This is a genomic window from Paenibacillus sp. O199, from assembly GCF_001636635.1.
GTDB lineage: Bacteria > Bacillota > Bacilli > Paenibacillales > Paenibacillaceae > Paenibacillus > Paenibacillus marchantiae.
This window is the reverse complement of record NZ_LGRP01000020.1, coordinates 77,041-91,225: the sequence shown is the minus strand read 5'-3', so window position 1 is coordinate 91,225 and position 14,185 is coordinate 77,041. Positions and strand designations below refer to the sequence as shown.

13 protein-coding genes are annotated in these 14,185 nt (G+C 49.8%); 1 reads left to right on the top strand and 12 read right to left on the bottom strand.

Annotated features, from left to right (window positions below; translation table 11 throughout):
* The 4 genes from A6049_RS23460 to A6049_RS23445 all read right to left on the bottom strand — a co-directional run.
* A partial coding sequence (locus A6049_RS23460) for a N5-glutamine methyltransferase family protein (protein WP_145921949.1) occupies window positions 1-492 on the bottom strand: 492 nt, incomplete at its 3' end.
* Window positions 493-517: 25 nt separating this feature from the next.
* Complete coding sequence (prfA, locus tag A6049_RS23455) at window positions 518-1,585, bottom strand: peptide chain release factor 1 (protein WP_063566965.1); 1,068 nt, start codon at window positions 1,583-1,585, stop codon at window positions 518-520.
* 629 nt (window positions 1,586-2,214) lie between these two features.
* On the bottom strand, window positions 2,215-3,315 hold the full coding sequence (ychF, locus tag A6049_RS23450; protein WP_063566964.1) for a redox-regulated ATPase YchF: 1,101 nt from the start codon (window positions 3,313-3,315) through the stop codon (window positions 2,215-2,217).
* A gap of 192 nt (window positions 3,316-3,507) precedes the next feature.
* Window positions 3,508-3,978, bottom strand: coding sequence for a GNAT family N-acetyltransferase (locus A6049_RS23445; protein WP_063566963.1), 471 nt, complete (start codon window positions 3,976-3,978; stop codon window positions 3,508-3,510).
* A gap of 166 nt (window positions 3,979-4,144) precedes the next feature.
* Between A6049_RS23445 and A6049_RS23440 the strand changes: the two genes are divergently transcribed.
* Complete coding sequence (locus A6049_RS23440) at window positions 4,145-4,576, top strand: hypothetical protein (protein WP_063566962.1); 432 nt, start codon at window positions 4,145-4,147, stop codon at window positions 4,574-4,576.
* Window positions 4,577-4,694: 118 nt separating this feature from the next.
* Here the strand turns inward: A6049_RS23440 and fni are convergent, their stop codons facing one another.
* The 8 genes from fni to A6049_RS23400 all read right to left on the bottom strand — a co-directional run bounded on the left by fni (window position 4,695) and on the right by A6049_RS23400 (window position 14,097).
* Window positions 4,695-5,762, bottom strand: coding sequence for a type 2 isopentenyl-diphosphate Delta-isomerase (gene fni / locus A6049_RS23435; protein WP_063566961.1), 1,068 nt, complete (start codon window positions 5,760-5,762; stop codon window positions 4,695-4,697).
* Between the two features lie 332 nt (window positions 5,763-6,094).
* Window positions 6,095-7,576, bottom strand: coding sequence for a phytoene desaturase family protein (locus tag A6049_RS23430; RefSeq protein WP_063566960.1), 1,482 nt, complete (start codon window positions 7,574-7,576; stop codon window positions 6,095-6,097).
* The gene (locus tag A6049_RS23425; RefSeq protein WP_063566959.1) at window positions 7,573-8,721 is read right to left on the bottom strand and encodes a glycosyltransferase family 2 protein; all 1,149 of its coding nucleotides are present in this window, start codon (window positions 8,719-8,721) and stop codon (window positions 7,573-7,575) included. Before A6049_RS23425 ends, A6049_RS23430 begins: the two co-directional genes overlap by 4 nt.
* A 2-nt stretch (window positions 8,722-8,723) precedes the next feature.
* Window positions 8,724-9,482 carry a lysophospholipid acyltransferase family protein gene (locus tag A6049_RS23420; RefSeq protein ID WP_063566958.1) on the bottom strand — a complete coding sequence of 253 codons (759 nt, stop codon included), beginning with the start codon at window positions 9,480-9,482 and terminating at the stop codon, window positions 8,724-8,726.
* Window positions 9,451-10,218, bottom strand: a complete 768-nt coding sequence (locus tag A6049_RS23415) for a carotenoid biosynthesis protein (protein ID WP_063566957.1) — start codon at window positions 10,216-10,218, stop codon at window positions 9,451-9,453. The genes A6049_RS23420 and A6049_RS23415 overlap by 32 nt, the downstream gene beginning before the upstream one ends.
* A complete protein-coding gene (locus A6049_RS23410) occupies window positions 10,218-11,090 on the bottom strand; it encodes a phytoene/squalene synthase family protein (protein WP_063566956.1) in 873 nt (290 codons plus the stop codon). The genes A6049_RS23415 and A6049_RS23410 overlap by 1 nt, the downstream gene beginning before the upstream one ends.
* Window positions 11,087-12,550, bottom strand: coding sequence for a phytoene desaturase family protein (locus A6049_RS23405; protein ID WP_063566955.1), 1,464 nt, complete (start codon window positions 12,548-12,550; stop codon window positions 11,087-11,089). The genes A6049_RS23410 and A6049_RS23405 overlap by 4 nt, the downstream gene beginning before the upstream one ends.
* Entirely contained in the window at window positions 12,547-14,097 is a 1,551-nt protein-coding gene (locus A6049_RS23400; protein ID WP_063566954.1) for a phytoene desaturase family protein, read from the bottom strand. The genes A6049_RS23405 and A6049_RS23400 overlap by 4 nt, the downstream gene beginning before the upstream one ends.
* Between the last annotated feature and the right edge of the window lie 88 nt (window positions 14,098-14,185).

The window sequence follows — 14,185 nt, the reverse complement described above, 5'->3', positions numbered from 1 at the left end:
GGCCGCGTTCCGCGCGGCCACTTGCAGGGCAGCCGCCGAGATATCTCCGGCGCCTACCTGCCAGAGCGGGCGCTGCGAAGCCATCGTCACTGCGATGGCTCCGCTGCCCGTGCCAATGTCGACGGCGAGCGGAGCGCCGCCGGGAAACACGCGGTCGGCTTCGCGCAGCACAGCCTCGACCAGCAACTCGGTCTCCGGCCGCGGGATCAGCACGGCCGGCGTGACCTCGAACGGCAGCCCGTAGAATTCCTGGCTGCCGATAATGTACTGCGCCGGCTCACCCGCAGCCTTGCGCGTGACGGCGTCTTCCCAGCGGCTGCGAAGCTCGCTGGGAAAGGGCTCCGGCTGCATCATATAGTACGCGGCCCCTTCGCGGCCGAGTACATGTTCCAGCAGTAGCCGGGCATTGTTGTGCGGCTCGTACACGCCGCACTTCTCCAAAAAAGAGGAAGCCTCCACGAAGGCTTCCCGACAACTCTGTTCCGGCGTCATGACAAACTGCGCGCGGGTCACAGCATTATTCTCCTCTATCCATCATATCCGTCTGCTCGGCAATCGTCAGTGCAGACACGATATCAGCAATCTCACCATTCATGATTTGATCCAGCTTGTGCATCGTCAATCCGATACGGTGATCCGTAACACGGCTTTGTGGGAAATTATAGGTACGAATCCGCTCACTGCGGTCACCTGTACCCACTTTGCTCTTCCGTTCACTCGAAATTTTCGCTTCTTCTTCCTGACGCATCATATCGAAGATACGCGTACGCAGAACCTGCAATGCTTTTTCCTTATTCGAGTTCTGGGATTTACCATCCTGACACGTAGCCACAATTCCCGTTGGAACGTGAGTTACCCGTACAGCCGATTTCGTGGTATTAACCGATTGTCCACCGGCACCACTGGAACAGAACGTATCTACACGGATATCTTTATCATGGATTTCAATATCGAAATCTTCGGCTTCAGGCATAACGGCTACTGTCGAAGTAGACGTATGAATCCGACCGCCGGATTCCGTTGTAGGAATACGTTGCACACGGTGTGCGCCACTTTCGTATTTCATTTTGCTGTACGCGCCGCGTCCATTAATGAGGAATACGACCTCTTTGAATCCGCCCAAATCATTTGTGTTAACGTCCATCAGTTCCACGCGCCAGCCTTGCGTATCGGCATAACGTGTGTACATCCGATAGAGATCCGCTGCAAACAGCGCCGCTTCATCCCCACCAGCTGCACCACGAATTTCTACGATGACGTTTTTATCATCATTCGGGTCTTTGGGCAGCATGAGAACACGAATCAGATCGTCCAGTTCTTTCTGGCGAGTACTCAGTTCATCAATTTCCATTTTGACCATTTCACGCATCTCGTCGTCCAGCTTCTCGCCCTGCATTTCTTTCGCAGCTTCGAGATCCTGGCTCACTTGTTTGTACTCATTGTATGCTTCATAGGTAGGCTGCAGATCCGATTGCTCTTTGGAATATTCCCGCAGCTTCTTGTTGTCACTTGCTACATCCGGGTCACACAGCAGCTCGCTGAGTTTCTCGTAACGGTCGGCTAACGCCTGTAATTTATCAAACATGTATAGTCACCTCACGCATTATTTTCGTTCCAGCATTTCAACGTTCATTCGATTCATTCGATTCCGATAGGCATTCAATTCATTCATGCGTTATCAGACCATTTATATTTCACAAGGCACGGAGTTCTCAGAAATCCCTGACCGTAACATTCATTTTATGATCGACGTATAACATCGCTACAACGTCATCAAATCCTTTACTTTTAAGTTATATAAAAGAAATCGCGTACCCGGTGTCAAACCCGCTTCAACTCATTAAGCTGAGCGAGAAATTTAACATAGGTATACGACTCTTAATTATAGCATATTCTTATGCTCCTGAATAGCAACTGTTTGCAGCAGCTGCATCCAAATTTTGATTTACTTTATTTTAAGCAACCAGATTGATTTGCAACCGCTATAAGAGTATAAGAGCTCATCTCCCATGAGCCTTCTTCCTTTTATTATATCCAGAGCGAGTAAACAATCCAGTAAATGTACAGGAGATACAGACAAATTTATTGTCGATTGTCTTAAGCTTATTGAAAATTATTCTGCAATATGTAAAAAGCCCTGCCATCTTCATTAGAAGACGACAGAGCTGCTATACTCGTATATTCAAGTATGTTTTCTTATCTAGATTATCCAGATTAGACGTTGAAGCGGAAATGCATAACATCGCCGTCGCTTACAACATACTCTTTACCTTCGAGACGAAGTTGTCCGCGTTCTTTCGCACCGTTCATGGAACCGGCAGCAACCAGATCGTCGTAGGAAACAACCTCTGCACGGATGAATCCGCGCTCGAAGTCGGTGTGAATGACACCCGCTGCGCCAGGTGCTTTTGTACCCTTACGGATCGTCCAAGCACGAACTTCCTGTACGCCTGCTGTGAAGTACGTGTACAGACCCAGCAATTTGTAAGCCGCTTTGATCAACAGGTTCAGACCGGAATCCTCGATACCGAGTTCTTCCAGGAACATTTGTTTATCTTCGCCTTCCAGCTCCGAGATCTCTTCTTCCACTTTCGCACTAATCGGCACCACTTCTGCATTTTCAGCAGCTGCGAATTCTCTTACTTTTTGCACATAAGCATTGTTCGCCACATCACCGATTTCGTCCTCAGCTACATTGGCTGCGTACAGAACAGGCTTCAGGGTAAGCAAATGCAGATCGCGCACGATCAGACGCTCTTCGTCCGTAAGCTCCATGCTGCGTGCTGGCTTGTCTTCGTACAGAACAGCCTTCACTTTCTCCAGTACTTCCACTTCCTGAGCAGCTGACTTGTTGCCACCCTTCATGTTTTTCTTGGAGCGATCGATTTTTTTCTCAACACTCTCGATATCGGCCAGGATCAGCTCCAGATTGATCGTTTGGATGTCGCTTACCGGATCAATTTTGCCATCGACATGTGTGATGTTCTCGTCTACAAAGCAGCGCACCACGTGTACAATGGCGTCTACTTCACGAATGTGGGCAAGGAACTTGTTACCAAGACCTTCGCCTTTGCTCGCACCGCGAACAAGACCTGCAATATCTACAAATTCAAACGCCGTTGGTACCGTTTTTTTCGGTACAACGAGTTCTGTCAATTTGTCCAAACGCTCGTCCGGTACTTCAACGATCCCCACGTTAGGGTCAATCGTACAGAACGGATAGTTTGCCGATTCGGCACCAGCTTGTGTAATTGCGTTAAACAGTGTGGATTTACCAACGTTAGGCAAGCCCACGATTCCAGCTTTCAAAGCCATGTATATGACAACTCCTCATTGATTACTTGTTCGGTATGGATAATCCTATACATTATATATGACAAACCCCAAGGCATCAAGGAACTTCGCCAATTCGACCAGAGCGCCATCCGCTTCCCCAAATCCCTGGTTACTGCGGATGATTCGTTTTGCGTAGATCATACGTTTGACTTAGATTATCCGATTTTAGGTTTACCCTTTGATTTCCTTGTACATCGTCAGATCCGTTACCTCATACCCCATCTTGCGATACAGGCTGCTTGCCCGCACATTATGTCCAAAGACATGCAGACCAATGCAATCCACGCCAAGGCTCAAGGCTTCCTTTTCAAGCGCCTCCATCGTCTCTGTACCGTAACCCTTACCCCGATAGGCTTCTTCGACCACAATATCCAGCAAAAAAGCGTCTTTGCCACGGCGGTTATCCGTAACGTTAAACCAGATATAACCCACATTCCCGTCCACGGCATGCACCAAATTATAGAGGTACGCACCAGGTGTATTCAGCCCTTCAGGTAAATATTTGTCGTAGGATGCCTCCGCAAGTCCCTGCGCCTCTTCTGCAGCCCAAGTACCCGCCTCCACTTTCTCTTCTGCAAAATCTTTAATTGAGCGAACACGGAAATTTTCATATTCTTCTTGATTCATGGGGATCAGTTCCATTGGTTTCCCTCCTAGTTTGAGTGTTCTATGTATGATCTTTTTGCACTCTATAGTATTGTATCTTGTTATACCATGGTCTGCATGATGCAATTCAAGCCAAATCCTATACAACTTTTAGTTACCTCACTCTGTTTATATCTATATGAAAGAAAGGAGCAGATTACTTATGAATACGCGTCGTCCCTTTTCAAAAAGGAAAATAATCATCCTATCTACAGTGATTCTCTTCATTGGATTAGTTATTTCTATAGTTTACCAGGCGCTGGACCCCTTCAGACATTTAAGGATCACGATTCATAATCAGTCCGACTATGATCTTTCAAATATTACAGCACGCGTGAGCAGCGGCGTTGACTCGTTCAATACAAACAATGAGGGTACTATATACAACTTAAATAAAGCAGTCCCCAGCGGGGAACAAGTGAAGTTCGCTCCACAGCTGCAACTTTCCGGTGAAGGATCCGTCTATCTGGAGTTTACGAACAGCCGTGGTGAAACCTATAACAAAACGGTATGCGGCTATACCGAATACTTATCTGGCAACTCCTATGTGACTGTAACCAACGAAACGATAACCGTGAGAGAAGATTGTATGTAGCCCTTCTCTCCCACGTTAAACAACAAAAAGAGGCTCCCCAATTCGTCATGATCTGATGGGGTTCCCCTTTTAATTTTCTAAGGTTCGTTAGCTCAGCTCACATAAAACCAAATCGAATTCAACGCCGTTCCATCAGACGTGACGTCTGCTTCAAATCCTCGATCCGCCCTGCACCAATGCCAAACATGACGGTACGCAGCTCGAATTCAACCTGCTCCAACCGCTCATTCAGCGCATCATCGGAAGCGACCGCGGATTCGAGTAGAGATCGGCCGAATCCGGCCAGATCCGCACCTAACGCAAGGGCTTTGGCCGCATCCACGCCAGTGTACAATCCACCGCTGCCAATCAGAACACCTTCCGGGCTTACCGCTCTCACTTCCTGAATACACTCCGCTGTGGGAATGCCCCAGTCGGCAAAAGCTTCTGCTGCCGCACGACGTACCGGATTCGAATTCCGGAACTTCTCGACCTGCACCCAGCTGGTGCCACCTGCTCCAGCCACATCGATAAAAGCCACACCTGCTTCGTACAATCGCTGTGCCGTTACTCCATCGATGCCAAAACCCACTTCTTTCACGCCAACAGGCACGTCCAATTGACGGCACAGCTCCTCGATCCGATGAAGTAATCCGCTAAAATCGGTATTGCCTTCGGGCTGGAAAATCTCCTGCAAGCTGTTCAAATGCAGCACCAGCATATCTGCGCCAGCAATCTCAACGGCCCGCTGGAAATCAGCAGTGTTGAAGCCGTAATTCAGCTGCACCGCGCCAAGGTTCGCGATGACCGGAATATCCGGTGCCCAGCGCCGCACATCAAAGGTGGTTGCCAGTTCGGGCTGTTCCACGGCAGCCCGAATCGAACCTACGCCGAGTGCCCAGCCTCGGGCGTTTGCCACACGGGCGAGCCGCTCATTGATGGCGCCCGTTGTTTTGCTTCCACCCGTCATCGAACTGATGAGCAGGGGTGTACGCACCCTTTTACCAATAAACGAAGTCTCCAAACTTACCTCTTCAAAATTCAATTCAGGTAACGGGTTATGACGAAAAGCATACCGCTCCATTCCGCTGGTTACCCCTTCTCCTGCCACATTCTCTTCAAGACAGAGGCGCACATGCTCCAGCTTCCGTTCCCCTGTAGCCACCTCGGGAAGCAGCCGTTTGCCGGCTCGCTCTTGTTCATTCATGATGAGACCTCCTTATGTGAGAATAGTGCTGATGGACAGGATAATTGCCAGTTTCGGCTAGGTTCCGTTCAGGATTTGCCCGATACAGCAGAGAGATTCTCAGAAATATTAATTCTTATTATGTAACGTACAAACGGTATAATTTGGATCTATATTATAAATGATATTCACACTCAGCGCGTCAACTCTACCAGTATAACGTTCCGGCCCAGCAATGGAAAGGGTGCCCCGAAACCCAATAATAACTTGAGTTTCGAGGTTCTACATATATTTGATAACTAGATATTTGGAGGTTGGGTCAGTCATTCTGTTAGATGAATCTCTTCTATAAATTACTTTACGATTTCCGATGCAAGCTGCGCTCCAACAAGCTGCCCGGACAATGTCACAATCGGTGTTCCACCGCCCGGATGCGTTGTTCCGCCCACGTACCACAGCCCTTGTACATCCTTGCTTTTATTGCCGGGACGCATGAAGGTCTGCTTCACGGAGTTGGACGAGATGCCGTAGATCGACCCTTGATGGGCGAGTGTATCCCGTTCTATATGTTGAGGTGTGTACCGGATCAGCACATCCGACTGCTTCAATCCCATAATTCCCCGCTCGGCCAGCTTCTCCAACACCAATTCACCGTAACGGTCCATCTGTTCACCCCAATTCCATGAGTCCGACAAATACGGAGCGTTCACCAGAATGAACAGATTGCTCGCTCCTGTCGGAGCCATACCCGCTTCCGAATAACCGGAATAACAGATGTAGATCGTCGGATCGGCAGGCATTTTTCGGTCACGGAAAATATGGTCAAACTCCGGTTCATACCGTTCTGGGAAAAAGACGGTATGGTGCAGCAGGGATTCATACTGTCTTCGCACACCAGCCAGTGTCACGAACCCCGAAATCGACGGCTCATACTTGCGAATTCGCTCATCGCTCATCTGTTTGCGATATTCTGGTGCAAGCAGCAGCCGATTGACGCTAAGCACATCTCCATTGGCAACGACCTGATCGGCTTCCCGGAAGCCCTGATCCGTATCCACACCTGCCACTTTACCATGTCTGACAACAATTTGATGGACTTCGATGCCAGTAACGATCTGCACCCCTTTTTCCTGTGCAAGTCGTGTCATTGCTTCTATTAATTGATAGGTTCCACCCTTGACCCCATAGATGCCCTCTTCTGCTTCCACATGACCCATCATGGCAAAGATCGAAGGCGCCTGATATGGCGATGACCCCACATAGGTTGCGTACCGACCGAACATCGCAAGGGTATGGGGATGTTGGAAATAAGAACGCAGCAATTTATCCAGCTTCACTGTAGGCCGTACACGTAGCAGACTGCGCAACATTCGAAGATTATATTTATCCTTAGGCGACAACAGCAGCTTTCCAAGAAAATGACGATTGGCTTCCAAATACAGCGCTGCAGACTCGTCCATAAATGCATCGTAACGGGCTGCATCCTCTGGGCTGTAGGCAGCAATCTGCTCCTTCATCCTCTCACGATTTCCCGACAAATCGACCACGGTACCGTCTGCAAAACGATTACGTGTACGAGGTTCCAGCTCATATAGCTGCACGTAATCCTCCATCTCCACACCTGCGTGATCGAAGACAGAACGGAAGCTTGCAGGCATCGTGATCGTACTTGGTCCTCGGTCAAAATGATATCCATCCTGCTCAATGTGTTGCAGCTTCCCACCGACCCGCTCCTGCCGTTCCAGAATGGTGACCCTCACTCCTTGCGAAGCTAGCCGAATGGCACACGATAGACCTCCAAATCCTGCTCCGATGATAATGACGTTACCCTTCAACTGTACCGCCTACCCTTCCATACATACCCCTTGCCGGAACGACCTGCCTGCCAGGAAGCGATGCCGATCGCAATGACACAGGCCATACTTATCGGTTGCAGGAAAGCAAGCCACCAGGGTTGTCCTCCAGCGTGATCCGATACCCTTTTGACTGCCATCCCGAGCACGGTTCCCACAAGACCATAGATGATGGACGTAGAATTGCCCGCCAACAAACCGATCATCAGACCGAGCGGAGGCACAATATACATCAGTGTATACATCAGCATCGTGCCTAACAGCAGCACATCTTTGCGCCCCATACCTTCGTACATGTTTTTCTTATAGCCGTTCCACACTTCTGCACCATTCTGGTACATTCGTGTATTCGTTACATCATGAACATCGGCCAACATGACGGGATGTCCCGCACGCTTAACCGCCTTCGCCAGACTCATGTCATCGACCAGATCAGCCTGGATTGCAGCATGTCCACCAGAGGCCTTATAACTGGAACGATGTATGAGCAAAAACGCCCCAGTAGCGGCTACAAACATTGGATTGGATGATCTGCGTATCATGAAAATGGGGAGATGGCTGATGATGGTGAACACCATCATAGGCACAACGAGCTTTTCCATCCAGGTCTTCGTCACCTGATAGGGGAATCCCGTTACGAGGCCGCCGCCTTGCTCACACCCCGCAGCAATAGTCTGCCGGATGGCTTGCGGTTCCAAGCGTACATCGGCATCCACGAACATAAACCATTCACCCTTGGCCTCCTGTACCAGTCGGTGACAAGCATGAGATTTTCCCATCCAGCCTACGGGAAGTTCCACGCCATGCAGCAGGCGCACACGTGGATCACAATCGGCAATTGCTTGAACTATAGCTGCCGTCTCATCTTCCGAGCGATCATCCAGCACCAGTACTTCCATCCGAAATCCAGATGTATCGCTGGCAAGCACACTTTCCAGACATCCTTGAATGTGCAGTTTCTCGTTGCGGGCAGGAATCAGCACAGAGACCAGCATATCCCTGTCTTTCAATTCATCTGCGTTGAATGAACGCACTTTGGGCAGACAGGAGACGTTCCATATTGCAAACATCAACTGAACGCCCAATACACAAGTCAGTATAATCCAACCTATTTCAGATGCACTCATCGCTAACGGTTCACCCGCTTTCGTGCCGCATCGTATTTTTCACTCGTAGAACGTACATGACGAATCAGTGGAAAAGCGCCCGGTAAACTCCCCTGCCCGATGCGTACCAGCTCTGATTTATGGTCATTCAACTGCTGCTCCAGCACCCTGCTCAATCTGGTGGCAATCTCGTCACTCTTCCATGTCTTCCAATTTTCTATTACAGGCGCACCCACCTGCATCGATACTTCCGGTAAATCATGTTGAACCATGCCATGGCACAAAGTCACAGGTACAGCTACGGCGCGTGGAGAGCGGCGTAACAGCAAACCAATGCCTGGACGAAACTCGATTGGCCTGGCATCCTGATGCAGAATTTCCCCTTGGGGAAAGATCCAGACCCTTTTGCCGGAGTGAAGCAGCTCGGTGGTATATTGCAAGGAGGTTCGAATGCTGGATGCATTCTCCTTATTGATTGAATACGCGCCAAGTTTGCGGAAAAAGGCATATTGTCGCAGCTGCTCTTCTTCCATCATGACATAATGATCGCCTCGGGAAGTCTGCTGAGATGCATGATAGAGCAGCAGACCATCCCACCACGAGCTGTGGTTCATGAAATAGATGACCGGTTGATCCGGGTCCATGGGTGAGTCATTGTTCGGGAGCAGCGGGTCCAGTGACCCTGATAACGTAAACGAGCGAAAACGTCTCCGCAGCAAATAATAATGATTGTATAAGGAAAAAATCCGGTTAAACGGTTTTGATTTTACGGCGCGAATCATATAGCCAGCTCCCCTCAGCAAGAAGCACACCTACAATAGCAATGATGAAGCTGCCTGTAATTCCTTCTTTGAGAGCTAACAACCCAAACAAAAGAATAAACAGCTGATATAACCATTTTGCACGCAGCAATGAGCTTCGATCTGAAGGCATTGCCGGAAGAAACAAAGAGAGGAACGCTCCCATTACAAACCAGCTTATGTAATTGGTCCAGGGCACACCGTAGAATCCACCTGGGGCTTGCCATTGCCAGAATCCTCTGGCATGCGCAACCGGGTCCAGCACCAGATCGAGCACGATGGCCCAAAATCCAGTCTTAACCGCCCGGATCAGCTTGCCTGTCCAGGTGGAACCGCCTCCACTGAGCAGAGCCGAGTTACCCACCACGGCAATCCAGGCGAAGCCTAATGTAACAGGTACACTGAACAGGTGGATTCCGAAGAAGTCTGAATACGAATACTCGCCAAAGGGCCAGTGTGTATGCACGCCAACCCATTCTACCCCCATGCCACCCAACCATATAATAAAAGATACCAACCAGAGTCTAGGTTTCATCCAAATGACTGACTGGTCGGACAACCCTGTCCGTTTCCGCCCTTGATATATCAGATCCAGCACATACAGTGCGTAGAAGATTAGAAACAAACCGTTGGAGAAGGACAGTACATCCGGAACACCGATCGTCAGCATCAGTACCGCTCCGATGCAGTACCACGCCCAGTACAGGCCCTGAACCATCAGGATACCGCCGTGCGGGAGGCTTGGTAAGCCAGCATTGGATAACGTTTCACAATGGCACCCAGCATCTCCAGTTTCAGTTCATCACTAACAAATGCACGCTTCGTATACACGTCATAGTCGTTGCGCTCAACCGCATGCAGAATGGTCGAATAAAAGGCTGCAGCCAGCTCAATGGCAAATGCACTTTCGGTTGGATACGTATCCAGACGGTCCATACCGATACGGAACCAGCCCAGCGCAGCTGCTTTTAATTCATGAATGATGGCTTTAAACCTTTCGTCAACAACACCGTTAGCCCAATCCTGTTCGGAATATCCATGCTTCTCCATCAACTCCAGCGGAACATAGCGGCGGGCTCTTGCCCGGTCTTCGCCCACATCACGGATAATATTGACGATCTGCATACCTTTGCCCAGCGCAATCCCGTTCATAGCCACGTCTGTACCGTTGTCATCTCGCAATACAGGCAGCAACATCTCGCCGACGGTTCCGGCAACCAGATAACAATACTGTTCCAGTTCCTCCATCGTTGTATAATGTGTGACTTTAAGATCGGTTAATTGTCCGTCCATTTGACGGAAGAAAGGCCCCTTGTCCAAATGAGGGAAACTCGTAAACAGCCATCGTAATGCCGGCCAGATAAAATGTCCTTCCGCTTCTTCCAGTTGATTGAACAGATTGCGGATTTCATGAATCGTATAGGGCGACTGCTCCGGCTCATCTACACTGTCATCGATCATGCGGCAAAAGGCATAGATCACGTACACGGCCTCGCGGCGTGGGCTGGGCAGACCTCTGAAGGCTTGATAAAAAGATGACGAGCCCTTTTGCATTAATTCCTCACACTTGTTCAAAATCGCTTCATTCATGTTTCCATCTCCTTCGTCAGTAAATTCACTGCCATCCGTGCACTTTGCATCACAATAGGAACCCCGCCTCCCGGATGTACAGAAGCTCCTGCCGCATACAGTCCCCGGATTGCCGGGAATGGCTTCGGTTGCGGACGATATACACCGGATTGAAACAGTACGGGTGCGATGCCAAAGCTGCCGCCGCCATACAGCCCGTCACGCTCAGCGTCAGCGGGAGTACGTATTTTTTTCCACTTGAGTGCTTCACGAAGTCCCGGAAATCCGCGTTGTTCCGCTTCTTCCAACACTCGTTCTGCCAGCGCTTCGCTCTCCCGAGACCAGTCGACACCATCGGCATCCGGCACCGGAATGAGGAAGTACAACACACTCTGACCTGGCGGAGCTGCCGTCTCGTCCAATGCAGCCGGATTGAATACATAAAAAGAGGACTTCGCCGGAATGCGGCGCTGGTCGAACACTTCCCGCAGACTGCCGTCCAGACTTGGAGGCAGGAAAAACTGATGCGTCGTTGCATCATCCCAGGTCTTGTCTACGCCCGCATAGATCAACACACATCCCGATGAGGGGCGAAATGGCTTTCGTTTACGTGAAAATTCAGTCGTCTGACCCAGCAGACCCGACAGGTGGGGGAAATCGCCATTGTAGATAACTGCATCCACATTTTCTGCGCCTGCGGCAGTTTCTATACCTTCGCATACACCATTTTTAATATTCAGTCCCGTCACTTCCGTGTTCAGCACCACCCGACCACCACGTGATATCAGTTCCTGTTCCAGTATGGCAGGTAATGCAGCATAGCCACCTTTCACCATCCAGATGCCATATTCATGCTCTGCATAAGGAAGCAGGGAATAAATACCCGGCGTGCCGAAGGGAGATCCTCCAATATAGAGACTTTGCAGCGAATATGCATCCAGCAGTTCCTCATGCTGAAAATAATCGCCTACAGCCTTCCGTACACTTTTGTGAGCACGTAATCGGCCCATCAGGGACATCAGAGAGGGAGTGAAGAAATCCCGTTTTCGCGGAAAAGCCCGTTCCAGAAACGCAGCCCGTCCCGCCGGAAACAGTGTGTCCATATCTTTCATAAATTTCGAGAATCCCTGGCTTTCTCCAGGGAAGAGACGTTCAATCTCTTCGGCCTGCTGTTCACGTGCCGTCATCTTGGTCATCACACGTCCGCTGCTGTAATGCACCCTGTACAATGGATCACAACGCAGCAGCTCAATCTTCGAACGATCCACACCCGCTTCCTCCAAAATGCCAAGCAGCATCTCAGGCAGAAGTACGATGGTCGGGCCTTGATCGATCCGATAGTCCCCTTCCTGCTCGTAGCCGATACGACCTCCAACTCTGGAACCCCGTTCGTATACCGTTACGTCCCAACCCTGTTTATTCAGCAGCAATGCTGAAGTAAGACCGCCAATGCCTGCACCTACGATGGCTGCCCGTTTCATGAATGGCCTCCCGCTTCCGCCGTTTTCACATACGAGGATGGTTTGGAGCGCTTGCGAGCGTCCTCTTCCTGGATCAGCTTCACGCTGATTCGAGCCGATTCAAAGATGGTCGGCAGCCCACTGCCCGGATGCGTTCCGCCGCCCACCAGCCATACCCTTTTCAACTCTTCAAACTGGTTATGCGGCCGCAGATACATCATCTGCCCAAGATTATGAGCCATGTTAAATGTTGCTCCACGGTACACGTCGAGTTCATTTTGCCAATCCAGCGGTGTAAACATCATGGATTCTTCAATACGACTGCGGATGTCTGACAACTCAGGAATCGATTCCATCCGCTTCATCATCGCCTCCCGCACATTCTCCCGTTCTACCTCCCAATCGATGTCTCCGGTAAGGTTCGGCGTAGGCATGAGAACATATAAAGCAGATTTCCCTTCCGGTGCGAGCGTCGAATCGAGTCTGGAAGGGTTATGAATATAGAGAGATGGATCCGCAGACAACACTTTGTGCTTCGTAATCTCGTCGACGTTGAGTCGATAGTCCTCGGGAAAATAGATCGAATGATGCGGTAAATCCACTTCACCGTCCACGCCCAGATACAACATGGCTGTGGAGCAAGAGTACTTTTTACGCTTCATTTTCTCCGGTGTATATTTCTTGAGTACGCCTGGTTCAAACAGATGGTTCACGGCATGTGCAAAGTCTGCATTAACAACGACATGATCCGCTTCAATGCGTTCTCCATTTTCAAGCAAAACGCCTTCTGCACGGCCATTGCGAACAATGACCTGTCTAACCGGACAGGATGTATGTATTCGTCCTCCATATTCTTCAACTACATCAGCCATGGCTTGAAATACGCGATTGACGCCGCCAATGGGGTGAAATAATCCATAATGGTGCTCAATGAATGACAGAATCGTAAACGTACCCGGGCAATCCCAAGCGGACATGCCGAGGTATTTGGATTGGAACGTGAATGCCCAGCGCAAGCGCTCATCTGTGAAATAGCGGGACAGAATGCCGTAAACTGTATTGTTAATATCGAGTTTCGGCAGAGCTGTCATGGCATCTTTTCGCAAATAATCTGCCAGCTTGCCGAAAGGCCTGCGCAGCAAAGGCATGACTTTGCCAAACTTCACTTCCTCTTCCTGCATGAACCGAAGGTAATTGTCCTCGTTGCCGGGGAAAAGCTCCTTGATCTGTGCGGCTGTATCTTCACGATTACGAGAAGGCGTAAACACCTTATCACCGAAATTTAGGGCATACAGCGGAGTCAGCTCTTTCATCTCCACATAGTCTGATAGCTTGCGTCCTACAACGTCGAACATCTCTTCAATCAACTGCGGCATCATCAAAAACGTTGCACCACGGTCGAACCGATATTCGCCCAGCTCCAGTCTGGCAGAACGTCCCCCAATGACTGGCTGTTTCTCATATACATCTACTTCGTACCCCTGGCCGGACAATAACATCGCTGCTGCAAGTCCACCCGGACCTGCACCAATGACAGCTGCACGTTTACGTTGCTGATTCGGTATCATGCCACTCACCTTTCCTATGTTAAGAACTATCTCTAGGACTATAGTCTTTAACCTATTATTAAACCGCCCATGAACAGTTCAAGCGGGT

Bases quoted from the DNA above. Each gene is read 5' to 3' on its own strand.
- A6049_RS23420 (WP_063566958.1), bottom strand. From the start codon at position 9,482: ATGATTCGCGCCGTAAAATCAAAACCGTTTAACCGGATTTTTTCCTTA.
- fni (WP_063566961.1), bottom strand. From the start codon at position 5,762: ATGAATGAACAAGAGCGAGCCGGCAAACGGCTGCTTCCCGAGGTGGCT.
- A6049_RS23415 (WP_063566957.1), bottom strand. From the start codon at position 10,218: ATGGTTCAGGGCCTGTACTGGGCGTGGTACTGCATCGGAGCGGTACTG.
- A6049_RS23425 (WP_063566959.1), bottom strand. From the start codon at position 8,721: ATGAGTGCATCTGAAATAGGTTGGATTATACTGACTTGTGTATTGGGC.
- A6049_RS23445 (WP_063566963.1), bottom strand. From the start codon at position 3,978: ATGGAACTGATCCCCATGAATCAAGAAGAATATGAAAATTTCCGTGTT.
- ychF (WP_063566964.1), bottom strand. From the start codon at position 3,315: ATGGCTTTGAAAGCTGGAATCGTGGGCTTGCCTAACGTTGGTAAATCC.
- A6049_RS23410 (WP_063566956.1), bottom strand. From the start codon at position 11,090: ATGAATGAAGCGATTTTGAACAAGTGTGAGGAATTAATGCAAAAGGGC.
- A6049_RS23400 (WP_063566954.1), bottom strand. From the start codon at position 14,097: ATGATACCGAATCAGCAACGTAAACGTGCAGCTGTCATTGGTGCAGGT.
- A6049_RS23405 (WP_063566955.1), bottom strand. From the start codon at position 12,550: ATGAAACGGGCAGCCATCGTAGGTGCAGGCATTGGCGGTCTTACTTCA.
- A6049_RS23440 (WP_063566962.1), top strand. From the start codon at position 4,145: ATGAATACGCGTCGTCCCTTTTCAAAAAGGAAAATAATCATCCTATCT.
- prfA (WP_063566965.1), bottom strand. From the start codon at position 1,585: ATGTTTGATAAATTACAGGCGTTAGCCGACCGTTACGAGAAACTCAGC.